Genomic DNA, 22246 nt, shown 5'->3' on the forward strand with positions numbered 1-22246 from the left:
CGCCGAGGTTGACGACGATGCCGGCGTAGGCGACCGTGTAGTCGATGGCGGTCAGGACCAACGAAAAGACCGCAACCGTACCCACCAACAGAGGCCGGTGGTCCCAGTCCGTGAGTAGCCCGCCCGCAGCGGCAACGAACCCGATGGCAGCTCCTACCCAGAGGGGCCGAACACACGCATACCCACGTCTCCGACGTTCACCGCAGCCCCGAGGAGCGTCGTCTTGTCGGGGAACTCGGCGACCTCGGTGAGTTCGAAATACACAGCGGTGCCGAGAAGGTGAACTATTCCGTCTCCAACGAGGACGATTGATCCTGCGTACGGCAGGAGCCTATTCATACTACAATTATACAGTGTCTCAGAACGATCGGTTCAATATATGAACGCTCGCGTCGGGTGCAACGACCCGTCACCGTCCGCGTCGAATGCCGTGTTAACGCACCGCGACATCAACCGGGACAACTACTGAGGTGGTGGGCGTGTCCCGATCACCGATTCCCCGCTCGTACCGTCTCGCATCGTTTACGACGCTGCTGTTGACGACGGTTGCCACCGTCGTCGGACTGGCCGCTCCGAACTTCTACCGCGACGACCCGGCGTTGCTGCCCCAGATCTACGGGCAAGACGTGTTGACGCTCGTGGTCGCCGTTCCAGCCCTCGCTGCTTCGCTGTACTACGCGGACCGTGGGTCGCTGCGGGGCTACCTCGTTTGGCTCGGCGTGACCGGCTACCTGCTGTACACCTACGCCTCGTACGCGTTCATGACTGCGTTCAACGAACTGTACCTCGTGTATACGATGTTGCTCTGGCTGACGCTGTTTACGTTCGTCGGCGGGATGGTTCGGCTCGACGCGGCGGCGCTGAAACGGGACCTCGAGGGAACGTCCGTCCGGCCCTACGTCGTCTTCCAGCTGTCGCTGGCCGTCTTGATATCATCGCTCTGGCTCTCGGAGGTTCTACCTGCGACCCTCGCGGGAACGACACCGGCGAGCATCGCCGAACCGGGGCTCCCGACGTCGGTCATCTACTCGCTGGACCTGGGCATTCTCGTCCCCGGGTTCGTCCTGACGGCCTACTGGCTCCGAAACCGTCGGGCGTGGGGGTACGCGTTCACCGCCGTGCTGCTCGTGAAGATCGCCACGCTCGGCGGCGCCGTCCTCGCGATGGTCGTCTACATGATCCACGACGGGCAGGCCGTACCATTGCCCCAGGTCGTCATTTTCGGAACGCTGACGGCCATCAGTCTCGGATTGATCGGCCGATTTCTGGCGGCGATCAATCCCGAGTCGGACCCGGTCCGGGCAGGACCGAACCCCGAGAGCGGAGTCGAAACGTAGCCAGAGCCGAGCGTCCGTCCGTTCGGGAAAGAACTTCTCGACGACCAATGAGGAGCGGAATCCGTGCCGTTGCCGTCCGTGATACGCGCCTCGTATTCAGCACGACTGCGCCGACATCATCAGCAATAGGTACTCAGGCGTCAGCGACCCGCGTCTCGAGCACGTCGAGATTCTCGTCCAGCGTGACCCGGAGTTCGTCGCCCGCGAGCGAAATGCGGACCTCGAGTCGGAGCGGGTCGCGTTCGGTGAGCGTCGTGTACTCGTCGGACACGCACCAGGGCAGGGTCCAGTAGGGGCGTTCGGCGAGCGAAACGCCGCGGTCGCGGTGGAAGCCGACGACCGCGGGGTGGTCGAGCAGGCGCAGGCCGACGGCCGAACAGAGGGTGTAGTCGCACTGGGCGCACTCGTGGTCGACGCGGAGGCCGACGCCGAGACAGCAGTCGCCGCTCTCCTCGACGATTCGAGACCGCATCCGCCCGTTACACTCCGGACAGACGCCGTCGGCGGCCAGACAGTGGAGGTGTTTCACCCGCTGGTCGAACGCCGCCGCGACCTCCTCGCGGGTCCGGTCGTTCAGCCCGCCGGGCGGGAACGCGTACTCGCCGTGGCCGTGCCCGCAGTCCGTGCAGTCGATGGCGAGTCGTTCGTCCGCGTAGCTCGCCTCGAGGTCGCCGCCGCAGGCGTAGCACTCGCCCGCGACCGGAAACGGCTCGATCGACGGATCCTCGGTGAACGAGCCGGCGATCACCGAGCGGACGATCTTCTCGCCGGCGTGTTTGAACGCGTATCCTTCCTCGTCCTGCCGGACGAAGTGGCCCGTCAGCTTCTGGAGGTGGTAGTTGAACTGGGCCGAATCGCGCATCCCGACCTCGCGGCGGAGTTCGGAGAACGAAACCGGTTGTTCGTCGGCCATCCACAGCGCCTCGAGGATCGACAGCCGCGTCTCGTTACTGACGAGCGCGAACGCGTCCGCGGGGTCGAGACAGTCCGTACACTCGAGCGGGCTCTCGCGCTCGCGTTCTCGCTCGTGCTCGCTCGAGATGTCCGATCGACTCATACCAAGCCGTATGGGAGCAACTGCCAAAACGATTCCCTGAACGCGATTTATGTAATATATCAGTCACGTCCGAACGACACGGCTGCCGGTCGCAGTCGGCCGCTCGACCCTCGAGCGCAGCCGCGAATTGGGTCGGCAGCATCGATCCGTCAGTTTCGGTGACGGACGTGGCTCCGAACCGTTTCGGTCGGCGAAACCGCTATCAGAACAGTAGGTTTATCAAGCGCACGGCGGAAGCCATACCTAAGATTACTCATCGTCTTATGGCAGGAAATCAACAACCGGAGGTGAACATCGGGCTCGTCGGTCACGTCGACCACGGCAAGACCACGCTGGTCCAGGCCCTCAGCGGCTCGTGGACCGACCAGCACAGCGAGGAGATGAAGCGTGGCATCTCCATCAGGCTCGGCTACGCGGACGCGACGTTCCGCCACTGCCCCGACCTGGACGAACCCGAGTGTTACACCGTCGAGGAGGAGTGTCCGGACGGCTCCCCGAGCGAGCCGCTGCGGACCGTTTCGTTCGTCGACGCCCCGGGGCACGAGACCCTGATGGCGACGATGCTCTCCGGCGCATCGCTGATGGACGGCGCCGTGTTGGTCATCAGCGCCAACGAGCCCGTCCCGCAGCCACAGACCGAAGAGCACCTGATGGCGCTGGATATCATCGGGATCGACAACATCGTCATCGCCCAGAACAAGGTCGACCTCGTCAGCAGCGATCAGGCCCGACAGAACTACGAGGAGATCCAGGAGTTCGTCGAGGGTACCGTCGCCGAGGACGCGCCGGTCGTCCCGGTTTCGGCCGGCCAGGAGGTCAACCTCGACCTGCTGATCCAGGCGATCGAAGAGGAGATCCCGACGCCGGAGCGCGATCCCGACGCCGATCCGCTGATGCACGTCGCCCGCAGCTTCGACATCAACAAGCCCGGGACGTCCGCCGCCGATCTGGCCGGCGGCGTCCTCGGCGGCAGCCTCGTCCAGGGCGAACTCGAGGTCGACGACGAGATCGAGATCCGCCCCGGCCGCGAGGTCGAGGAGGGCGGCCAGACGGAGTACGTCCCGATCGAGACGACGATCCGCTCGCTGCAGGCCGGCGGCGAGAACGTCGACACGGCCACGCCGGGCGGCCTGCTCGGCGTCGGGACCGGCCTCGATCCGTCGCTGACGAAAGGCGACGCGCTCGCGGGTCGGCTGGCCGGACCGCCGGGCTCGCTCCCGCCGACCTGGGAGAGTTTCACGATGGACGTCGACCTGCTCGAGCGCGTCGTCGGCGCCGAGAGCGGCGAGACAGTCGACGAGATCAGCACGGGCGAACCCCTGATGATGACCGTCGGGACGGCGACGACCGTCGGCGCAGTCACCAGCGCCCGCGGCGGCGAGTGCGAGGTCAATCTCAAGCGTCCCGTCGCGGCCGAACCGGGCGCGAAGATCGCGATCAACCGCCGCATCGGCGCCCGCTGGCGGCTGATCGGACTCGGGACGCTCAAGGAGTAACACGACGGCCATCGACGACGGACCAGGATGAGTACGGGGACACCGGATCGAACTGGAACCGACACCGGCGCACGGGTCGCGCTCGATACGAGCGCGCTCATGATGCCGGTCGAACTCGACGTCCGCCTGTTCGACGAACTCGATCGGTTGCTCGACGATCTCGAGCCGACCGCGCCCCAGGCCGTCGTCGAGGAACTCCGTCGCCTCGCCGAGAAAGGCGGGACGGAGGGGACGGCCGCCAACGTCGGCCACGATCTGGCGACCGAACGCTGTCTCATCGTCGATACGGAGGCATCGTACGCCGACGACGCCTTGGTCGAACTCGCCCGCGAGGGCAACGTCGACTACGTCGTCACGAACGACCGCCCGCTGCGCGACCGGGTGCTCGAGGCGAGCGTACCGGTAATTGCATTACGCGGGAGAAACAAGTTAGCGATCACTCAACCATAGATGTACAAACGGGTCAGACTAAAGGACACGGTGGAAGTACCGCCGGAGGCACTCGGCGACGTCTCGCCGGACCTCGTGAAGCGACTGCTGCAGGACAAACTCGAAGGACGGATGGACGAGGAGGTGGGGAGCATCGTCTCCGTCACCGAAGTTCACGACATCGGCGAAGGGACGGTACTCCCGAACGAACCGGGCGTCTACTACGAAGCCGACTTCGACGCCGTCACCTTCGATCCGCAGATGCAGGAGGTCGTCGACGGGACGGTCGTCGAGGTCGTCGAGTTCGGCGCCTTCGTCGGGATCGGCCCCGTCGACGGACTGCTCCACGTCTCCCAGATCAGCGACGAGTACCTCGCCTTCGACGGCGAGAACCAGCGGCTCTCCTCCAACGAGTCCGATCGTGCGCTCGGCGTCGAGGACGCCATCCGCACCCGCATCGTCACCAAGAGCATCGACGAGCGCAATCCGCGCGACTCGAAGATCGGTCTCACCGCGAAGCAGCCGGGCCTGGGCAAGCACGCCTGGCTCGAGGAGGAACACGAAAAGCGCGAAGCGACCACCACGACCGAGGGTGAATAACCATGGCATCCGATCGCCTCGTCTGCCGAGAGTGCCACCGCGTGAACGAACCGGACAACGACACCTGCGACGCCTGTAACTCCTCGTCGCTGACCGAGGACTGGGCGGGGTACGTCGTCATCGCCCACCCCGAGGACAGCGAGATCGCCAGCGAGATGCAGATCACGGAGCCGGGCGCGTACGCGCTGAAGGTCCGCTGATCGCGGTTTCGACGCGAACTCGAGGACGAGCCACAGCCACGAAACGCCGACTTCTCCACGCACATCCGTGACCGACGATACCGATCCTGACGTCGACAGAAGCGAAGCCACCGAGGACGCCGAAGGCGACTACCAGCACCTGCTGACGCTGCCCGACGGCCTCCGCGCGGAGCTCAAGGAGCCGATCGGGCCGATCGAGACCGACGCCGAGCGGCTGCTGGCCGACGTCGACGGCACCCTCGTCGCCGTCGGCGACGTCGTCACCTACCACCTGCTCGAGGCCGGCCGCGCGCCCGACGTGGCGCTCGTCGACGAGCGCACCGAGCGCGAGGCCGTCGACGAGGACGTTCGCCGAACCATCACCGCCGAGACCCATCTCGAGGCGGTGAACCCGCCCGCCGAAATCTCGGTGGAGGTCATCGAGGCGCTGCTCGAGGCCCTTTCCCGCGACGAGCCGACGACGATCCTCGTCGAGGGCGAGGAGGATCTGGTCGCCCTGCCGGCGATCGTCGCCGCTCCCGAGGGCGCAAGCGTCGTCTACGGCCAGCCCGGCGAAGGGATGGTCCACGTGCGCGTGACCGACGACCACCGCGAGCGGATGCGGGCGCTGCTCGAGCGCTTCGAGGGCGATACGGAGCGGTTGTGGACGTTGCTCGAGGAACGCGACGAGTAACGAACCGGCGGACGGAGTGTGGCACCGTCGCGGTTTCGACACCCGAAACGAGTGGTTGGATTTATATCATTTATTCGCTAACAGTTCGGCATGGATCTGACAGAACCGACGGTTCGATGGGGAATCGGTCTCTCGGGCGGGCTCGTGATCGCCGTGATTGCGATCCTCTTTCTGGAGGGCACGATGCAGTTGGCCGCGCTCGGGATCGCCGTCCTCGATATGGTGGTGACGCCGTTGATCCTGAAACAGGCCGCGGAAAGCGACGCCGATGGCGTCGGCGAGACCGGAGGCACGCGATAGCAAGGCTGGCGAGCCGACGGGTGCCTTCGACCGTCGCCCCGCCGTTCGACAGGATATTTACCGGCCGACGTGAACGTGACCGACATGTACGATTTCGTCATTGTCGGCGTCGGCCCCGCCGGTGCGCGCTTCTCGAGGCGGGCCGCCGAGAAGGGTTACGACGTGCTGGCGTTAGAGCAGGGGACGATCGGCACCCCCCTGGCCTGCTCGGGCCACGTCAGCACCGACATCTGGGAGTTTACCGGCCGCGGCGCCCGCGATGACCTCTTTCAAAACGAGATCTACGGCGCCCGATTCCACGTCGGCGGCCCGCGCAGCGACGCCTATCCCTTCTACAAGCGCGAGGTCGCCTCGAACGTCATCGACCGCGTCGGGCTGGACCGCCACCTCGCGGACCTCGCCCGCGAGGCCGGCGCGGACGTCCGCGAGGAACACACCGTCACCGACGTCCGCGAGTACCACGATCGCGTCGAGGTCGTCGCGAACGGTCCCGACGGCGTCGTCACCCACGAGGCCCGCATGGTCGCCGGCTGCGACGGCCCGCGCTCGAGGGTCCGGGACGAACTCGACCTTCCGGAACCCGACGAACTGCTCCACGGGGTGCTCGCCTTCTCCGAGGAGGCGGACGACCAGGACTTCGTCGACGTCCACCTCACCCCGCCAACGTTCTTCGCGTGGCGCATCCCCCGCGGCGACGCCGGCGTGGAGTACGGCCTCGCGGCCCCACCGGGCGTGCACGTGAACAAGCACTTCGAGGAACTGATCGACGGCTACGAGGTCGACGTCTCCCACCGCTGTTCCGGTGCGATCCCGATCGGGCCGCCGGATCGAGTCACCTCGAGACGCGGCTTCCTGCTCGGCGACGCGGCCGCCCAGACCAAGCCCTTTACCGGCGGCGGCATCCTCTACGGCATGACCGCCGCCGACCACGCCGCGCGGGAGATCGATCCCCAGCGGCCGACGACGCTGGCGGCCTACGAGCGCGCCTGGCGCGCCGACCTCGAGCGCGAGCAGGAACTGGCCCACTGGATCCGGCGGGCCTACTCGCTGCCGGAACCGGTCCAGCGGCTCGGTCTGGGTGCGCTGTCGGGCGAGATCGGCGTCCACATGGATCGACCGACGTCGCTGCTCTCGGTGGATCACCTCCGGGCGATGCTCTCGCGGATGTGGCGCTGAGTTTCGGGAGTGCCGGACGCGGTCAGGGTCGAGTCGTTCCAGACGCGGTCGGGGCCGAGCCGCGAGCCGTCGCGATCAAACCAAAGACCGAAGCCCGCCCTCACGAACACGCGACTAATGACCGGAGGAGGGAGGGTCGTCGATCTCGTCGCCCGCACCCTCGAGCGAGCCGGGATCATCGACGCCGAGCGGTTCCGCCCGACGATGGAGCTGGCCTGGCCCCGGATCGTCACCGGCTTCGCCATCATGTCCAAGCAGACGGCCGATCTGGCGATGGTCGGAATCGCGGTCGGGACGGCCGGAACGGCGGGGCTGGCGTTCGCGCTCGCGTACTGGGAGATCGTCACGCTGGTCGGCCTCGGCCTCGCGGGCGGCACCGTCTCGCTCGTCTCGCAGAACTACGGCGGCGAGGCGACCGACCGCGCGTCGCTCGTCGTCACCCAGAGCGTGGTGCTCGCGGTCGCGATCGCGCTCCCGCTGGTGGCGGGCTTTCTCGTCTTCGCGGAGGAGTTGATCGGGTTGTTCGACGCCACGCCGGACTCACTCGCACACGGTAGCACCTACCTCGTCTTCGTCGCGCCCGCGGTCTGTTTCGAACTGTGCAATCTGATCGCCAGTCGGACGTACACGGGCGTCGGCGACACGTACACGGAGATGGTCGTGCGGGCCGGTGGCGCAGCGTTGAACATCGTCCTCAGCGCCGCCTTCATCTTCGGCGCCGGGATGGGCGTCGCCGGCGCGGCGCTCGGCACGACGCTCTCGACCGGCTTCGTGACGGTCGTACTCGGCTGGGGGATGACCGGCCGCTCGTACGGCCGGCTCGGGATGGAGCCGAGCCCCGTCCCGATCACGCGGTCGGGCCCGTGGTTCGAGGCGTCGCTGGCGCGACAGTTGCTCGAGATCGCGACGCCGGAGATCGGCCGGCGGCTCGCGCAGGGGCTGATCGTCTTCCCGCTGCTGTGGGTCGCCGCGTCGTTCGGCCCGGTGATCGTCACCGCCGTCGAGGTCGGCCGGCGCGTCCGGAGCCTGATCAACAGCATCAACTGGGGGATGGGGCTGGCCGCGAGTTCGCTGGTCGGTCAGCACCTCGGCGCGGACGAGGCCGACGAGGCCGGCGCGTACGGCGCGGCGATCGTCCGGCTCTCGGTCGCGATCTACGCCGTCGCGGCGGCGCTCGTCATCGTCTTCGCGGATCCGATCGCGAGCCTGTTCGTCGGCGCCGACGAGGTCGCCCAGGCCGGCGCGTTCGTCGCCGTCGGTGCCGTCAGTTCCATCGGCTTCGGGATCGACGGCACCGCAACCGGGGCGCTGCTGGGCGCGGGCGACACCCGCAAGCCGTTCGTCGCCTCGCTGCTCGGCCGGTACGCGTTCGCGCTCCCGGCCGCGGCGCTCGGGCTGGTTACGCCGCTCGGCATCGGCGGCCTCTACCTCGCCTTGCTGCTCGAGACGTACGTGCCGGCCGGAATCAACTACTGGCTGTTCCGGCGGGGCGACTGGCGAGCGGTGAGCCGGCGGTACCGGCCGTCCTCGGAGGCCGGGTAACGGCGACTCAGGCGGTCCGCGGGGGAACGGACGCGCGCGTTCGGAACACGTTCTCCGGATCGTACTCGGTTTTGACGTCGACCAGCCGCTCGTAGTTGTCGCCGAACGTCGCCCGCGCGGGGTCGTCCTCCTCGTTCAGCCCCGGGAAGTTACCGTAGCGGCCGGCCGCGACCGACAGGGCCCCTACGTCGGCGATCGCGTCCCGCGCCCAGGCGACGTTCGCGTCGTCGTCGGCCGGGTCTTCCCAGTTGGCCTCGACGGTGAGCATGTACGGCTTGTCGCGGTGCCAGAACGCGGTTGCGTCCTGCGGCACGTCGGCGACCGCCCCGTCTAAGTGCCAGAGGTCGATCGTCGAGAGCGGCGAGGGTGAAGCCTCGTTGTACCGGATCATCAGGTCGCGGACGTCCTCCGTGACCGCCTCGAGGTAGATCGACTTCCAGTAGTAGCGCAGTCCGTCGGGGTAGTCCTCGTCGAGCATCGACTGCAGGTCGACGAACGGCATCGGCCCGCTGAAGTCGGCGATCGGCGTCGCGGCCGTCAGCAGCGGCTCGAAGACCCCCTCGGCGTCCGCGGGGGCGGGGTCGCCGCGGTACGAGCCGAGCATGGCGACGGCCGGTTCGCCCCACTGTTCCTCGGGGAACTCCTCGAGGGGCGGCACGTGGGCGGTGAACGCGAGGACGCCGGCCTCGCGCGGGCCCTCGGCGGTCCACTCGAGGTAGCGCTCGAAGACCGCGTCCGTGTCATCAGCGTGGAACCACGCGAAGAGCACCGCCACCTCGGGGCCGACCTCGTAGCAGTCGAACTCGAAGGACGTGACGACGCCCAGCGCGCCGCCGCTACCGCGGATCCCCCAGAAGAGGTCCGCGTTCTCGTCCTCGCTCGCGGTTCGAACCCGCCCGTCGGCGGTCACCACGTCGACCGAGCGGAGGGTGTCGAGCGACAGCCCGTACTCGCGGCTCAGGTGGCCGTAGCCGCCGTTGAGCGTCAGCCCGGCGACGCCGGTCTGCGAGACGGCCCCCAGCGGCGTCGCGAGGCCGAACAGCTGGGTCTCGCGGTCGACGTCGCCCAGCGTCGCCCCGCCCTCGACCCGGACCGTCCGCTCGTCGGGATCGACTCGGACGCCGTTCATCGGCTCGAGGTCGACGACGAGGCCGCCGTCGCGGACGGCCGTCCCCGCGACGTTGTGGCCGCCGCCCCGGACCGTCAGCGGCAGTCCCTGATCGCGGGCGAAGTCCACCGCCGCGACGACGTCGGCGACGCCGGTACAGCGGGCGACGATCGCGGGGTATCGGTCGATCATTCCGTTCCAGACCCGTCGGTCCTCGTCGTACGCCGGATCCGACGGACGGATCACGTCGCCGGCGAACGCAGCTTCGAACGACCGAACCGCGCTTCCCGGAACGTTTTCGAACGCTTCCTCACCGGGTGTTTTGTGTACTGTTCCCATAAGACACGGTACGCCGGCGGTTACGATAAACTAGTTTGGCCGTTTACACGACGGTCTCCCGCTCGGATATGACGGGTGAGCGACGGACGGAGACGCGGTGCCGGCGCTCCCGGACGAACCGATCTACGCTGCGCTCGAGAGCGTCCCGGCCGCGATCATATCTTAATTATTAATTATGTAATCTATATCGCCGTCGGCGGCCTATCTCTATCGAGGGACGATGGCAGTAACTACCACACCCGTAGACGACGGTGCATTGGACGGATTCGGCGAGCGCCTGCACGGCGACTTGCTTCGACCCGCGGATTCGAACTACGACGAGGCGCGACGGATCTGGAACGGCATGATCGATCGGCACCCGACGGCGATCGTCCGCGCGAGAGGCGTGTCTGACGTGATCGCGACGGTGGACTTCGCCCGCGAACGCGATCTGTTGCTGGCGATCCGCGGCGGCGGGCACCACATCGCCGGGAACGCGGTCTGCGACGACGGACTGATGCTCGATTGCTCCGCGATGCGGTCGGTGCAGGTCGATCCGGAGCGCCGGACGGCCCGCGTCGAACCGGGCGCGACGCTCGCCGATATGGATCACGAGACGCAGGCGTTCGGGTTGGCGACCCCGCTCGGGATCAACTCGACGACCGGGGTCGCCGGCCTGACGCTGGGCGGGGGCTTCGGCTGGCTCACTCGCAAGTACGGCATGACCGTCGACAACCTCCGCGCGGTCGATATCGTCACCGCGGACGGCGAACTGCGCCGCGCGAGCGAGGACGAGAACGCGGACCTCTTCTGGGGGGTCCGCGGCGGCGGGGGCAACTTCGGCGTGGTGACGTCGTTCGAGTTCGACCTTCACGAGGTAGGACCGGAGGTGCTCGCGGGACCGATCGTCTACCGGGGAGAGGACGCGGCGGACGTCCTCCGACACGTCCGCGACTTCAACGAGGACGCGCCGGACGAGTCGACGGTCTGGATGGTCCTCCGAAAGGCGCCGCCGCTCCCGTTCCTCCCGGAGGACGTCCACGGCGTCGGCGTCGTCATCGTCGTCGCGTTCTACGCCGGCGATACGAAGGAGGGCGAGGACGTGCTGGCTCCGCTCCGGGAGTTCGGCGAGCCGATCGCCGACGCCGTCGGGCCACAGTCCTACGCCGAATTCCAGCAGTCGTTCGATCCGTTGCTCACCGAGGGCGCCCGCAACTACTGGAAGTCCCACCTCTTCGAGGACCTCTCCGACGACGCCATCGACACGGCCGTCGAGTACGCGGAGACGCTTCCGTCGCCGCTCTCGGAGATCTTCTTCGGGCAGGTCGGCGGCGCGATGGCGCGGGTTCCGGCGGACGCGACCGCCTACCCCCACCGCGACGCCGAGTACGGGATGAACGTCCACACGCGCTGGGAGGAGCCGGCCGACGACGACCGCTGTATCGCGTGGGCCAGGGAGTTCTTCGACGCCATGGCGCCGCACGCGACCGGCGGCGTCTACGTGAACTTCGTCAGCGAGCGGGCGGGCGAGGAGTCCGTCGCCTACGGCGAGAACTACGACCGATTGGCCGCCCTCAAGGCGGAGTACGATCCGACGAACCTGTTCCGAATGAACCAGAACGTCGAACCGGCCGCGTGACCGGCGGTTGGAGGCGACGGCGCGTCGCCGAGAACGCGACGCCTACCGCCGCCCTTCGTCAAGTGGTACTCGAGGCCCGCCGATCGGTTCGCCGCGGGTGACGATTATCACGCCGGCGAACGATCGGATCGTATGAACGACGCAACGGTACCGACGAACGACGAGAACGAGGACGACGAAACCGACGAGGCCAACCTCGGCGTCGGTATCGCAATCGGCGTGTCGATCGGCGTCGCCATCGGCACGGCGAGCGACAATCTGGCACTGTGGCTGCCGGTGGGTGTCGCCCTCGGCGTCGCGGTCGGCGCGGGCTGGAACGCACGCGAGTGAGCGACGATCACGATCCGCCGGCGTTCCGGACCGACGCCTGCTGCGTCTCCGCGTCACTCGCCGTTCCGTCGCCGCGCTCCTCGCTCACGACGTACTGCACCTCGACGACCAGCGATCCGTCGCCGTGGGGTCGGATCTCCTCGTAGAGTCGGTCCGCCAGTCCCGGCTCCGGGCCGGGCTCGTTACTCGAGACCGTGACGACCACGCGGTCGACCGACTGAATCGGATAATTGCCGTCGAGTTCGACCGCGACGTCTTCGACCTCGAGGTGATCGTACGCCGGGTCCGCGAGCACTCGCTGGACCTCCTCCTCGGTCGCCGACTCGAGTTCGGTCGTCTGGAAGTCGACCAGCGTCACGCCCGCAAGCGGCGCGGCGAGTGCCAGCAGCGCGACGCCGAAGATCGTCGCGTAGACGTAGGTCGGCCGTCTGGTTGGCGACACTTCGAACAGTCCCTGCGGGCGGTAGCCGGCGACCCACAGCGTGCCCAGCGCGGCGAGATTGATCGAGAGCAGGTTGACGACCACGAGCGCAGCGGCGCCGATCGCCGCGCCGTACATCCCCCAGGCGACGGTGATCCCGACCGCGGCGGAGGGCGGGATCAGCGCCGCCGCAATCATCACGCCGACGATCGCCTCCGAGAAGCCCCGCGTGAGACTCAGGATGCCGGCGATGCCGGCGCCGAGCGCCACCGCCAGCGAGAACAGGTTCGGGGCGACCCGCTCCTCGAGTTCCGTCGCGGCGACGATGTCGATCCCCGCCGGCTCGAGGCCGGCCATGCGGGCGAGGACGGCGAGGCCGATCGAGGCGACGACGACCGCTGTCACGCCGATCGCCTGGTAGGCGAAGCCCGTGCGCTTGAGCCGGTCGTCGCCGGTGACGATACCGACGTTGGCGGCCAGCGCCGGGCCGAGCAGCGGGGCGATGACCATCGCTCCGATCACGACCGCGGGCGAGTCAGAGAGCAAGCCGGCGGTGGCGACGACGGCGCTGATGAGCAGCATGACGGCGTAGATCGAAAAGGGTGGCGTGAGTTCGTCGGCTTTCGTCCGCAGCACCTGCCGCGAGGTGCGCGAGCCCTTCTTCCCGCCGCGGCTGTACTGGTCCCGCAGCGTCGAAAACTCCTCGGAGATGACCGTCTCGGCGTTGATCACGACGACGCTCGCCTCGTCGCCGATGCCGGCCCGTCGGAGCCGGTCGAGCACCGGTTCGACGGCCCGCGTCGGCAGCGGGAAGCGGACGACCGCGGTGTACCCTCTCCCGCTGGTCTCGTCGCTGACGACGTAGTCGATCCCTTCGTCCTCGAGAACGTCGAGCACGGCCCGGCGTTTGCCCTCCGGGACCGTGATCTCGAGATAGCGCATATCGGGGGATCCACGGAGTCGCGGATAGTACTGCGGTCGGCAGCGGACGGGGACGTCTCGAGGACGGCCCCGAACCGGAGTAGAGGGGGATATCTGGTACGGGACGGCAGCGAAAACAGAACGGGGAGCGAGATCGGAGACGACCGGCCGTTAGTGATCCGTGCCGACGATGCCACACGCGATCGCGTCGGGATCGACGATTTCCTCGCCGTCGACCGCGTTCGGATCCAACACCAGCACCGTGTCGTCCGGCATCTCGTCCTCGATCTGCACCGCACAGCCCAGCACGTCCTCGAGTTCGTCGACGTCGTCGAGGTCGAAATCGCGCTCGAGGAGGAGTTCAGCGTTGGCCCGCGAGATGACGAACGCGAGTTCGCCCGGCGCAGTGCCCTCGCTTTCTTCTGCCTCGAGCAGCGTCGACAGCGAGTCGGCGCTGATGTCCTCGAGCGAGCGGATCGTCACCCGCTCGGTGTCGGAGCCGGGCGCGTTGTCGGACTGGGTGCGCAGCCGCGCGGACAGTTCCTCGAAATCGGTTCCCGTGTCGATCGGCGGATCGCCGCTCGTACTCGAGCCCATACCGGGCGTCCGCGGGCGCCGTCCTTGACGGTGGGGCCGGCCAGTTCCGGGCGGTCCGGCTGTCTGGCTGTCCGACCCCGGCTCGCCGGGCGGCGTCCGCTACCGGTACACCGGCAGCCGGTCCGACTGATCGGAGCCCTCGTAGAACGGGAGTTCAGTTCGAGTCGCAGGCACCTCTTCGCCGCCGACTCGGACCGTCAGGTCGTCGCTCTCGAGGCCGTAGTCGACGAGCGCGAGCGCGATAACCGACTCGAGCAGCGGGCTCTCGCCGGCGCGGGTGACCTCGCCGACGGAGGCGTCGCCGTCGAAGACCGCAGCGCCGGACTCGGGGATTCGGGACGGCTCGCTCTCGTCGTCCTCGCTCGCAGCCGCCTCCTCGAGCGTCAGCCCGATCAGTCGGCGGCTCGGCTGCCCCTGATTCTCGACGCGGGAGACGACTTCCTGGCCGACGTAACAGCCCTTCTCGAAGTCCAGCGCGTTCCGGAGACCGAGCACGTTCGGCACCGTCCCCTCGAGTTCGGTCGCGAAGAGCGGCGACCCGGCCTCGAGCGTGAGGGACTCCCAGGTTCGGTAGCCGAAGGGGGCGGCGTTCAGCCCCTGCGTCAGAAGGATGTCGTAGACCGCCTCGGCCTCCTCGGCCGCACAGATGACCTCGTAGCTCTCCTCGCCGGTGAGCGCGTCGGTGCGGATGACGGTAACCCCGGTGTCGCCCATCGTCCCGCGGACGAACGAGTAGCGCTCGTCGGGCGAGGCCGCACCGTTGAGCACGCTGGCGATCTTCTCGGTCGCGTGCGGACCGTGGATCCCGAAGATCGCGTAGTCGTCGGTCGCGAGTCGGATGTCGACGTCCTGGATGAACACCTTCTCGGACCAGTCCTCGACCAGCGGCTTGGCCTTCGTCGGCGGCGTAAAGAGCAGGAGTCGCTCGCCGGCGTTGTAGACGTACATTTCGACCTCGATACCGCCCTGCGGGTCGAGCACGAGCGCGTAACAGCCCCGGCCGTCCTCGGCCGGGACGCGGTTCGAGACGACGTTATCGACGTACTCGAGGCGGTCTTCGCCCTCGACGACCACGACCCCGTAGGCCAGCTCGAGCAGGCCGACGCCGTTGCGGACGGCGCGGTGGGTGCGCTCGGGGCGGCCGAAGTGTTCGACGATCGTCCGGCCGTCCCGCTCGCCGAATTCGGCCCCGTGATCGGCGTGGACGGATTCGATGACAGTCATAGCTACTAGCTGGGGCCTGCGCCCCTCAGGCGTTTCGATTCGATACTCGAACCCCTCAAAATGGGAGTCGGTCGCGCAACCACTCGCTGATCGATTGCTCGTCCGCTTCGTCCGTCGGCGCCTCGGGGACCACCCGCTCGTCGGGCTTGATCACCGTCTCGCCGGCGTTCTTCTCGACGACGATCAGATCGTCGTCTTTCAGCGTCGAGAGGGCCTCCTCGAGGTCGTCGATGTCGGTCTCGACGGCGGCTCGAAGTTCGAACACGGTCATCCCGTCGTCGGCGCGATCGACGAGTTCGTCGAGGACCGCGACCTCCGTCCCCTCCCGGTCGCGGAACTCCCGCTTTGCTCTCATCCGTTCGGGTATTCGACGACCCGGGATTTGACGTTTGCCGTTCTCACAAACGATCGGACCGATTCCTCCACGGATCGTTCGGCGAGCCACCCCGATCTGGGCAAAAGTACCTGACAGCGAGGATGCGCGTGGCCGCCACCTGTTCGGGCGAGAACGTGACAAGAGACCGGAGATTCCGGGCGGTATGTTTTTTATGGCCTGGGTCGGAACGGTGGGACAATGGTCCTGCGATGTTCGCTGCTCGGACACGACTACGGCGACGCCGAAGTCGAACGCGAGCGCGAAGAACGGGGCAGTGAGGTCGTCGTTACCGTCCAGGAGTACGAGGAGTGTACTCGCTGCGGCGAACGACACGTCATCAGCGAGAACACGGAGGTCACGAGCCTCTCGGCTGGTGCGAGCGGCGACTCACTGCCCGACGATTCCGAACCGACAGCCGATTCCGACGTATCGTCTCCCGATCAACCGGCACAAGCCCAGGAAGCTGGAGCCGATGACACCGATGTCGCCGCCGGCGAGGACGTCGAATTCATCGACGCCGAGGCCGACGCGGGCGACAGCAGCGACGGTGCCGCACAACCGGCGGCGGATACCGCCGGTGCGAACGCGTCCGCCGAACCCGACGCGCCCGCCGGGAAATCCGATGCCGACCCCGACCTCCCCACCGACGAGAACGGCGATCCGGTCACCGACGACGGGGAGATCATCGAGGACACCCTCGAGGAGACGGCCGACCGCGACCGCGGTCGCGGCGAGTGGCCCGACACCGACGACGTCGGCCCGCCGGTCGGCGCCGACGACGAGCCGACCGCGTGGCCCGACGACGGCGTCAGCGACGACGCCGCAGAAGACGACGCGGTCATCCTCGAGCACGACTCGACGACTGCCGAAGCGACGGACGGCGACACCGGCACGACGGTCGACACCGGGTCGACGATGAGCGACATCGAGACGACGGTCAGCGACATCTCGGCTGCGGACATCGAAACGGGCACCGAAGCCACCGTTGACGCCGATTCGGCGGCCGAGACCGATCCCGAACCCGACACCGGTATCGAACGCGCCGCCGCGGCGCCGACGCCCGCCGACGACACCGGGCCGGGCGAGGACGGCGTTCCGACCGAATTCTACTGTCCGCGCTGTGACTTCGTCGCGTCGGACGACCGCGCCTCCCTGCGCGCCGGCGACATCTGTCCCGACTGCCGGAAGGGGTACCTCGGCGAACGGGCCCGCCGATAAGTATCCGGCGGTTTCGCCCGCACACGCGGGAGCGTCGGCCACGTCGGCTATGAAAAGAGGTAAACAGTCCGCCGTGTATCTACCAATCCATGAAGGAGTACAAGATGCGTCGCGGTGAGTACCTCGAGGAACGAATCCCCGACATGGAGTCGACGGTCGAGGAGTACTTCGGCCCGATCACAAGCACTGAGGAGTACAAGGGCAGCGACCTCTTCGTCATCGAAGAGCCCGACAACCCCGTCTTCGAGAAAATCGTCGTCGGCACCGTCGAATACTCCGGCAAGAAGGACAAGCTCGGCGTCGAGTTCCACGAGCGCGATCCGACGGAACTGGGGCCCGACGAGCTCGAGGCCGCCGAAGACGCCGTCGACGCGAAAAACGACTTCCTGCTCGAGGCGACCGGCCGCGACGCCAAGGCGCGTCGCGACTCCATGAAGCGGGCCGTCGAGGACGACCCGGATCACGACGTGGAAACGTAATCACAGAAGTTCGTACTGGTTACAGTCGTCCCGTACCGGACAGCACTGCTCGTTCTCGGATTCGTACTGCATACTGCGTCGACTATTCAGTCCGGCAGCCGCCTCGACGACCGGCTTCGAAACCGCTATTATCGCGACGCGACACCGCTCGAATGAGAGTAATGGATTTCGCCGCGTTCATCGTCGCGACGCTGGCCGGACACATCGGGTTCGCGATCTTCGTCGCCGGCCACGCGTTTCTGACGGACCGCGACGCCGGCTACTGGCCCTACGTTACGCTCGTCCTCGGACTCGCGGGCGTTGCGGGCTACTTCTTCTACGACCGGACGACGGAGTCGGGTCGAATCTGAGCGAGCGACTCGAGTCGGCTCTGCGGGAGCGAGCGCCCTCGAGTGCAGCGGATCGACGACCGACTCAGTGAACGGCGCTCCGACACAGCCGAACGGAGCAGTCACCGTCGCTGCAAGTGAAAACGCGGAGCGAACGGGTTAGGCCAGGAAGACGTGGCGCGGTCGATCCGCGAGGACGTCGCGGCCCCACTCGACGGTCTCGGAGAACTCGTCGCTGCGGAAGAACTGCATGGCGTCCTCGCGGGCGTCCCAGCGGCTGGCGATGAACATGTCGTTCTCGTCCTCCCGGTTCGCCAGCAGGTCGGTCTTGCGGTGGCCGTCCATGTCCTCGAGGATGGCGCCGACGTCGTCAAAGGTGCCGACGAAGTCCGCGCGGTGTTCGGGTTTGACGGTGTAGAACATGCCCATCGTGCCCCAAGAGTCCGCGTCGTCGTCGCCGGCCTGCCGGACGATGTCGGGCAGATCGGCGAGGAAGCCGGCGGCCGTGTCCGCGGCGCGCTCGGTTTCCCAGAGACTGACGACCGCCGCTTCGCTGCCCTCGTCGTGGGGTTCGTAGACGGCGGTCTTGACGTGGGTATCGTAGTGATCGAAGTTCTTGCGGAGCCCCTCGACCTCCTCGAAGAGGTCGTCGGTGTCGGCTTCGGAGTAGAGGACGACCGCGTGGACGTCCTCGCCGTGGGGCTGGCCCGCGTAGACGCCGATCTCCTCGAGTTCGTCGCGGACGTCGTCGCTGTCGTCGCCGTGGTGGTCGTCGCCGCCGTGATCGTGACCGTGACCGTGGCCGCCGTCACCGCCCGAATCGCCGTGCTGGTGGCCGCTCGAGTCGCCGTGTCCGTGGCCGTGATCGTGATGGCCGCCGGACTCGCTGTCGGCGTGGTGGTGGCCGCCGTGACCGTGTCCGTGTCCGTGGTCGGCATCTCCCTCCTGTGGCACCGGTTCGCCCGCGAGGAACGCACCGAGGTTCTCCGGCGGGAACCGTCGCGCCGAGAGGAACTGACCGAACTCCGCGTAGCGGGAGGTCGACGGATCGAACCGCATCTCGTAGAGCAGGTCCTTGACGTCCGTCGGATCGTCGCCGAAGAGCGTCACGCCCCACTCGAAGTCGTCGAGGCCGATGCTGCCGGAGATGATCTGGGTCACGCGACCGGCGTACTGCTTGCCGATCTCGCCGTGGCTCGCGAGGTGCTCGGCGCGCTCGTCGAAGGGCAGGTCGTACCAGTTGTCCGTCTCGCCGCGGCGCTTGTCCATCGGGTAGAAACTCAGGAACTCGGTGTCGGGGATCGAGGGCTTGATGCGGGTCTCGATGTACCGCTTCATGCCCTGGTCCTCGACCTCCTCGCCCTCCTCAAAGTACTCTTGGGACATGTAGCCCGAGACTTCGGTCACCGAGAGGTAGGAGTCGGCGCGCTCGGTGAACTCGGCCAAGGCCGTGTGTTCGAAAGATCGCTCCAAGGCGTCGATGTCGGACAGCGTCGGTCGGAGGTGAAGCACCAGGAGGTCGGCCTTGTGTCCGAGCACCGAGAAGACCGCCGAATCGCCCTCCTCGGCGTCGTCGGCGCGTGCTGCGGCCGAGAGGAACTCGAGTCCCTCGTCGATCGCCCGGTCGCGGCGGCGGGCCGGCGCGTCGCGCCACGCGTCCCAGTCGATCGACCGGAAGTCGTGCAGGACGTACCAGCCTTCCTCGGTCTGCGGGGGTCGTCGTCGTTCCATAGTGGCGGGTTAGGACGGGACCGCTAAGAAGGACCGGGTTTCGGACGAACTCGCAGGGACCGAGGATCGCTCGTCGGCCGCTGCGGCGCGACTGCGCGCCGAATTGCCCACTCCGCCGTCGTGAATCGATCCGACCGAAACCCTTTACGTACGCCCGTTTAAATAGGCGCGTACATGCGGAAAAGCGGGCCCCCGAAAGGACTCATCGCCTATCTCGTCCTCGAGTTGCTCGAGGAGAAACCCCGGTACGGGTACGAGATTTTGAAGGAGATCCGCGAGATCAGCGGTGGGCACTGGGAGCCCTCCTACGGGTCGGTGTACCCGATCCTCTACAAGTTCGAGGAGAAGGGGTGGGCCGAACGCATCGAGCGGGAGGACGAACCCGACCGGAAGTACTTCGAACTCACCGAGGACGGCCGCGCAGAACTCGAGGAGCGCCGCGAGAGCGGCGCGGAGAAGGCGAAGGACTTCGCCGACGTCATTCTGGGCTTTTTCCACGTCTACGCGGCGTTCTCGACCGACGACCGGTTCGAGATCCCCGAGCAGGACGGCGAGTGGCGGTTCGACGAGGAGTTCAGCCGGTGGATCGTCGAGCAGGTGGTTCGCCACCACGAACACTACTTCGAGACCGACTTCGAGCGGATCGAGGAGACGCCCGAGGAGTTCTACGAGCGCCACGGCATCGATCACGAGGAGTAGTCGAGCAGTTCTCGGCAGTTACCGAAGTTCTACCCGGCTATTGAGACGCTATTCCGCGAGAGAGTAGACGATTACTCGAGGACAGGTCGAATCAGAACCGCCCTCGAGATCGGCGTCGAACCGACCTCAGCCCGCGAGCAACTGCGGTCCGAACAGCATCGCCAGGAAGCTGACGAGCATCGTGAGGCCGACCGACGTCGTCACCACGCGGACCATCCCGCGGGTCGCGTTGATCGGCAGCCGGGAGAAGACCGCCTCCGTGCTCGTCCGGAGGATGTGGCCGCCGTCGAGCGGGAACGCCGGGATGCAGTTGAAGAACCCGAGCTGAACGTTGATCCAGCCGGTCCAGAACAGGGCGTTCGCGAGCGCGAAGAGCGGCCAGTCGCCGAGCGCGCCGAGCGGCCCCTGCGCCTGGTAGAAGTTCTCGATGCCGCCGGCGAAGCCCGCGAAGTTGTACGGCAGCGCCTCGATGACGCCGGCGATCGGCAACATGAGGGCGATCCCGATCTTCCCGAGGAACGAGTCACTGAGCGCGCCGAAGGACTCGCCCGAGCCGCCGCCGAGCACCGAGAGGTACGCGTCGGCCGGGTAGAGCTGGATGCCGAGCGCTTGCGTCGAGACGCCTGAGATCTCCGAGTTCGGGTAGACGAGGTAACCGACGGTGCCGCCGCCGGTCGTCTCACTCCGGTCGCCGAGCGTCACCTCGTACTCGACGCGCTCGCCGTTGAGGTAGCCGGCGACGGTCACCCGATCGCCGGGGTCAGTTCCCCCGACGAGTTCGTTGAGTTGCGACTGGGTTGCCGTCCGTTCGCCGTTGAAACTGGTCACGACGAAGTTGGTCCCGGCCGGCGCGCCGGCCTCGGCGAGCGGGCCGTCCTCGGCGACGGTCACGAGCGCGCCGATCGGCACCTCGCGCTCTTCGACACTGTCGCCGGTATCGATCGTCAGCGTCGCGGTCTCGTCGTCGCCGATGGCCTCGAGGAACTCGGCTTCGGTCGCGACCTCCTGGCCGTTGACGGCGACGATCGAATCGCCGGTCCGGAGGCCGGTGATGCTGCTATCGACCGTGGCGGTAACCAACAGCGAGCGCTCGACGTCGACGGTGCGCTCGCCGTTGAGTTCGACCGCGAGCTGGTTCCCCTCGGCGGCCTCGATGCGCTCCTCGAGGGCGTCGTTATCGGCGACCGGCTCGCCGTTGATCGCGGTGATCCGATCGTTCGGCTGGATCTCCGCGGCGTCGGCCGGAGAATCGGGTGCGACGCCGCCGACGGCGGCGCCGGGCGCGAGGCCGATCGAGCCCACGACCGGCCCGAACAACAGGGCGAACGCGAGGATCGTGATCGCGAAGTTGTTCGTCACGCCGGCGGCGAACATCCGCGTCCGGCCGCCTCTCGAGGCGGACTTGCTGCTTTCCTGATCGGGTTCGACGAAGGCTCCCATGGGGATGATCGCGAGCATCACGATCCCCATCGAGTCGATGTCGATGTCCTCGACGCGACAGAGCAGGCCGTGGCCGCCTTCGTGGACCACGAGGCCGACGAGCAACCCGAAGACGATGCCGGGCGCCGCCGACAGCGGCAGGAAGTCGTTGACCCCCGGGATGACGAGGACGTTTCGGGGTTGCTGGACCGCGGATGACGGCTGCGGCGAGGAGAGCGCGCCGATCGCCGCGATCAGCAGGAAGACGAACATCGCCACCATCACGACGAGGGCGATGCCGATGCCGAGGTTCGCCCACGCTCGCCAGAACCGTTTCGGGCGCGCGAGCCGGTCGAGCAACGCCCGGCCGCGTTTGGTGTGGAAGGTCAGCATCGGCCCCTGCGTGCCGATGAACTCCGGGAGCAGGTCCGCTCGCTCGAGCGCGATGACGCCGGCCCAGTAGAGGAGAAGTCCGGCGACGACCCACGTCAGGAGCTCGGAGCCGTAGAGCTCGGGGACCGAAAGTGCGACGAACGCGACAGAGCCGTAATCCATCTATCTCTACCGTAACTGAGGGGGGCGGTCTCAAATGGCTTTTGTCTATTCGGGACCGCGTGACGTATCGGC

At 67.3% G+C, this 22246-nt stretch carries 24 protein-coding genes; 15 read left to right on the forward strand and 9 right to left on the reverse strand.

Going from position 1 to position 22246, the window contains the following annotated elements; translation table 11 throughout:
- Window positions 1-153 precede the first annotated feature (153 nt).
- On the reverse strand, window positions 154-339 hold the full coding sequence (locus ATJ93_RS24455) for a hypothetical protein (protein WP_342768864.1): 186 nt from the start codon (window positions 337-339) through the stop codon (window positions 154-156).
- Window positions 340-473: 134 nt separating this feature from the next.
- Here ATJ93_RS24455 and ATJ93_RS13355 point away from each other — a divergent pair, with 134 nt between their 5' ends.
- Window positions 474-1337: a hypothetical protein gene (locus ATJ93_RS13355; RefSeq protein ID WP_120245102.1), complete on the forward strand. Its 864-nt coding sequence runs from the start codon at window positions 474-476 to the stop codon at window positions 1335-1337.
- Window positions 1338-1470: 133 nt separating this feature from the next.
- On the opposite strand, the gene ATJ93_RS13360 is transcribed toward ATJ93_RS13355, so the two are convergent.
- Entirely contained in the window at window positions 1471-2394 is a 924-nt protein-coding gene (locus ATJ93_RS13360) for a winged helix-turn-helix domain-containing protein (protein WP_120245103.1), read from the reverse strand.
- 263 nt (window positions 2395-2657) lie between these two features.
- On the opposite strand from ATJ93_RS13360, the gene ATJ93_RS13365 reads away from it, so the two are divergent.
- From ATJ93_RS13365 to ATJ93_RS13400, 8 genes are all read left to right on the forward strand, one after another.
- Complete coding sequence (locus tag ATJ93_RS13365; protein WP_120245104.1) at window positions 2658-3890, forward strand: translation initiation factor IF-2 subunit gamma; 1233 nt, start codon at window positions 2658-2660, stop codon at window positions 3888-3890.
- A 27-nt stretch (window positions 3891-3917) separates the two neighbouring features.
- Window positions 3918-4340, forward strand: a complete 423-nt coding sequence (locus ATJ93_RS13370) for a PIN domain-containing protein (RefSeq protein WP_120245105.1) — start codon at window positions 3918-3920, stop codon at window positions 4338-4340.
- Entirely contained in the window at window positions 4341-4919 is a 579-nt protein-coding gene (locus tag ATJ93_RS13375) for a DNA-directed RNA polymerase (protein WP_120245106.1), read from the forward strand.
- A gap of 2 nt (window positions 4920-4921) precedes the next feature.
- Window positions 4922-5119, forward strand: a complete 198-nt coding sequence (spt4, locus tag ATJ93_RS13380) for a transcription elongation factor subunit Spt4 (protein ID WP_013880989.1) — start codon at window positions 4922-4924, stop codon at window positions 5117-5119.
- A gap of 139 nt (window positions 5120-5258) precedes the next feature.
- Window positions 5259-5792 carry a GTP-dependent dephospho-CoA kinase family protein gene (locus tag ATJ93_RS13385; RefSeq protein WP_394338799.1) on the forward strand — a complete coding sequence of 178 codons (534 nt, stop codon included), beginning with the start codon at window positions 5259-5261 and terminating at the stop codon, window positions 5790-5792.
- Between the two features lie 90 nt (window positions 5793-5882).
- The gene (locus ATJ93_RS13390; RefSeq protein ID WP_120245108.1) at window positions 5883-6092 is read left to right on the forward strand and encodes a hypothetical protein; all 210 of its coding nucleotides are present in this window, start codon (window positions 5883-5885) and stop codon (window positions 6090-6092) included.
- Between the two features lie 84 nt (window positions 6093-6176).
- On the forward strand, window positions 6177-7268 hold the full coding sequence (locus ATJ93_RS13395) for a geranylgeranyl reductase family protein (protein ID WP_120245281.1): 1092 nt from the start codon (window positions 6177-6179) through the stop codon (window positions 7266-7268).
- Between the two features lie 117 nt (window positions 7269-7385).
- Window positions 7386-8810, forward strand: a complete 1425-nt coding sequence (locus ATJ93_RS13400) for an MATE family efflux transporter (RefSeq protein WP_120245109.1) — start codon at window positions 7386-7388, stop codon at window positions 8808-8810.
- 7 nt (window positions 8811-8817) lie between these two features.
- On the opposite strand, the gene ATJ93_RS13405 is transcribed toward ATJ93_RS13400, so the two are convergent.
- Window positions 8818-10257, reverse strand: a complete 1440-nt coding sequence (locus tag ATJ93_RS13405) for an FAD-binding oxidoreductase (protein WP_120245110.1) — start codon at window positions 10255-10257, stop codon at window positions 8818-8820.
- A 220-nt stretch (window positions 10258-10477) separates the two neighbouring features.
- Here ATJ93_RS13405 and ATJ93_RS13410 point away from each other — a divergent pair, with 220 nt between their 5' ends.
- Together ATJ93_RS13410 and ATJ93_RS13415 are read left to right on the forward strand one after the other, a co-directional pair.
- Window positions 10478-11875, forward strand: coding sequence for an FAD-binding oxidoreductase (locus tag ATJ93_RS13410; RefSeq protein ID WP_120245111.1), 1398 nt, complete (start codon window positions 10478-10480; stop codon window positions 11873-11875).
- Window positions 11876-12007: 132 nt separating this feature from the next.
- Window positions 12008-12205: a hypothetical protein gene (locus tag ATJ93_RS13415; RefSeq protein ID WP_120245112.1), complete on the forward strand. Its 198-nt coding sequence runs from the start codon at window positions 12008-12010 to the stop codon at window positions 12203-12205.
- Between the two features lie 7 nt (window positions 12206-12212).
- On the opposite strand, the gene ATJ93_RS13420 is transcribed toward ATJ93_RS13415, so the two are convergent.
- From ATJ93_RS13420 to ATJ93_RS13435, 4 genes are all read right to left on the reverse strand, one after another.
- Complete coding sequence (locus tag ATJ93_RS13420; protein ID WP_120245113.1) at window positions 12213-13568, reverse strand: TIGR00341 family protein; 1356 nt, start codon at window positions 13566-13568, stop codon at window positions 12213-12215.
- Window positions 13569-13718: 150 nt separating this feature from the next.
- Complete coding sequence (locus ATJ93_RS13425) at window positions 13719-14144, reverse strand: hypothetical protein (protein WP_120245114.1); 426 nt, start codon at window positions 14142-14144, stop codon at window positions 13719-13721.
- Window positions 14145-14243: 99 nt separating this feature from the next.
- A complete protein-coding gene (ygfZ, locus tag ATJ93_RS13430) occupies window positions 14244-15368 on the reverse strand; it encodes a CAF17-like 4Fe-4S cluster assembly/insertion protein YgfZ (protein WP_120245115.1) in 1125 nt (374 codons plus the stop codon).
- Window positions 15369-15423: 55 nt separating this feature from the next.
- Window positions 15424-15723, reverse strand: a complete 300-nt coding sequence (locus ATJ93_RS13435) for a DUF6432 family protein (protein WP_120245116.1) — start codon at window positions 15721-15723, stop codon at window positions 15424-15426.
- Between the two features lie 219 nt (window positions 15724-15942).
- Here ATJ93_RS13435 and ATJ93_RS13440 point away from each other — a divergent pair, with 219 nt between their 5' ends.
- The 3 genes from ATJ93_RS13440 to ATJ93_RS13450 all read left to right on the forward strand — a co-directional run bounded on the left by ATJ93_RS13440 (window position 15943) and on the right by ATJ93_RS13450 (window position 17791).
- Window positions 15943-16962, forward strand: coding sequence for a DUF7093 family protein (locus ATJ93_RS13440; RefSeq protein ID WP_120245117.1), 1020 nt, complete (start codon window positions 15943-15945; stop codon window positions 16960-16962).
- An 89-nt stretch (window positions 16963-17051) separates the two neighbouring features.
- Window positions 17052-17441 carry a DUF5611 family protein gene (locus ATJ93_RS13445; protein ID WP_120245118.1) on the forward strand — a complete coding sequence of 130 codons (390 nt, stop codon included), beginning with the start codon at window positions 17052-17054 and terminating at the stop codon, window positions 17439-17441.
- Window positions 17442-17602: 161 nt separating this feature from the next.
- The gene (locus tag ATJ93_RS13450) at window positions 17603-17791 is read left to right on the forward strand and encodes a hypothetical protein (RefSeq protein WP_120245119.1); all 189 of its coding nucleotides are present in this window, start codon (window positions 17603-17605) and stop codon (window positions 17789-17791) included.
- A gap of 138 nt (window positions 17792-17929) precedes the next feature.
- On the opposite strand, the gene ATJ93_RS13455 is transcribed toward ATJ93_RS13450, so the two are convergent.
- On the reverse strand, window positions 17930-19501 hold the full coding sequence (locus tag ATJ93_RS13455) for a heme-binding protein (RefSeq protein ID WP_120245120.1): 1572 nt from the start codon (window positions 19499-19501) through the stop codon (window positions 17930-17932).
- Between the two features lie 174 nt (window positions 19502-19675).
- Here ATJ93_RS13455 and ATJ93_RS13460 point away from each other — a divergent pair, with 174 nt between their 5' ends.
- Entirely contained in the window at window positions 19676-20200 is a 525-nt protein-coding gene (locus ATJ93_RS13460) for a PadR family transcriptional regulator (RefSeq protein WP_120245121.1), read from the forward strand.
- Between the two features lie 126 nt (window positions 20201-20326).
- Here the strand turns inward: ATJ93_RS13460 and ATJ93_RS13465 are convergent, their stop codons facing one another.
- Window positions 20327-22174, reverse strand: coding sequence for a site-2 protease family protein (locus ATJ93_RS13465; protein WP_120245122.1), 1848 nt, complete (start codon window positions 22172-22174; stop codon window positions 20327-20329).
- Window positions 22175-22246 lie beyond the last annotated feature (72 nt).

It is taken from the genome of Halopiger aswanensis (genome assembly GCF_003610195.1).
In the GTDB taxonomy this organism is placed as follows: Archaea; Halobacteriota; Halobacteria; order Halobacteriales; family Natrialbaceae; genus Halopiger; species Halopiger aswanensis.

Excerpts from the sequence above, each read along its gene's own strand:
- ATJ93_RS24455 (WP_342768864.1), bottom strand. The coding sequence starts at position 339 with ATGAATAGGCTCCTGCCGTACGCAGGATCAATCGTCCTCGTTGGAGAC.
- ATJ93_RS13360 (WP_120245103.1), bottom strand. The coding sequence starts at position 2,394 with ATGAGTCGATCGGACATCTCGAGCGAGCACGAGCGAGAACGCGAGCGC.
- ATJ93_RS13365 (WP_120245104.1), top strand. The coding sequence starts at position 2,658 with ATGGCAGGAAATCAACAACCGGAGGTGAACATCGGGCTCGTCGGTCAC.
- ATJ93_RS13370 (WP_120245105.1), top strand. The coding sequence starts at position 3,918 with ATGAGTACGGGGACACCGGATCGAACTGGAACCGACACCGGCGCACGG.
- ATJ93_RS13375 (WP_120245106.1), top strand. The coding sequence starts at position 4,341 with ATGTACAAACGGGTCAGACTAAAGGACACGGTGGAAGTACCGCCGGAG.
- spt4 (WP_013880989.1), top strand. The coding sequence starts at position 4,922 with ATGGCATCCGATCGCCTCGTCTGCCGAGAGTGCCACCGCGTGAACGAA.
- ATJ93_RS13390 (WP_120245108.1), top strand. The coding sequence starts at position 5,883 with ATGGATCTGACAGAACCGACGGTTCGATGGGGAATCGGTCTCTCGGGC.
- ATJ93_RS13395 (WP_120245281.1), top strand. The coding sequence starts at position 6,177 with ATGTACGATTTCGTCATTGTCGGCGTCGGCCCCGCCGGTGCGCGCTTC.
- ATJ93_RS13400 (WP_120245109.1), top strand. The coding sequence starts at position 7,386 with ATGACCGGAGGAGGGAGGGTCGTCGATCTCGTCGCCCGCACCCTCGAG.
- ATJ93_RS13405 (WP_120245110.1), bottom strand. The coding sequence starts at position 10,257 with ATGGGAACAGTACACAAAACACCCGGTGAGGAAGCGTTCGAAAACGTT.
- ATJ93_RS13410 (WP_120245111.1), top strand. The coding sequence starts at position 10,478 with ATGGCAGTAACTACCACACCCGTAGACGACGGTGCATTGGACGGATTC.
- ATJ93_RS13415 (WP_120245112.1), top strand. The coding sequence starts at position 12,008 with ATGAACGACGCAACGGTACCGACGAACGACGAGAACGAGGACGACGAA.
- ATJ93_RS13420 (WP_120245113.1), bottom strand. The coding sequence starts at position 13,568 with ATGCGCTATCTCGAGATCACGGTCCCGGAGGGCAAACGCCGGGCCGTG.
- ATJ93_RS13425 (WP_120245114.1), bottom strand. The coding sequence starts at position 14,144 with ATGGGCTCGAGTACGAGCGGCGATCCGCCGATCGACACGGGAACCGAT.
- ygfZ (WP_120245115.1), bottom strand. The coding sequence starts at position 15,368 with ATGACTGTCATCGAATCCGTCCACGCCGATCACGGGGCCGAATTCGGC.
- ATJ93_RS13435 (WP_120245116.1), bottom strand. The coding sequence starts at position 15,723 with ATGAGAGCAAAGCGGGAGTTCCGCGACCGGGAGGGGACGGAGGTCGCG.
- ATJ93_RS13440 (WP_120245117.1), top strand. The coding sequence starts at position 15,943 with ATGGTCCTGCGATGTTCGCTGCTCGGACACGACTACGGCGACGCCGAA.
- ATJ93_RS13445 (WP_120245118.1), top strand. The coding sequence starts at position 17,052 with ATGAAGGAGTACAAGATGCGTCGCGGTGAGTACCTCGAGGAACGAATC.
- ATJ93_RS13450 (WP_120245119.1), top strand. The coding sequence starts at position 17,603 with ATGGATTTCGCCGCGTTCATCGTCGCGACGCTGGCCGGACACATCGGG.
- ATJ93_RS13455 (WP_120245120.1), bottom strand. The coding sequence starts at position 19,501 with ATGGAACGACGACGACCCCCGCAGACCGAGGAAGGCTGGTACGTCCTG.
- ATJ93_RS13460 (WP_120245121.1), top strand. The coding sequence starts at position 19,676 with ATGCGGAAAAGCGGGCCCCCGAAAGGACTCATCGCCTATCTCGTCCTC.
- ATJ93_RS13465 (WP_120245122.1), bottom strand. The coding sequence starts at position 22,174 with ATGGATTACGGCTCTGTCGCGTTCGTCGCACTTTCGGTCCCCGAGCTC.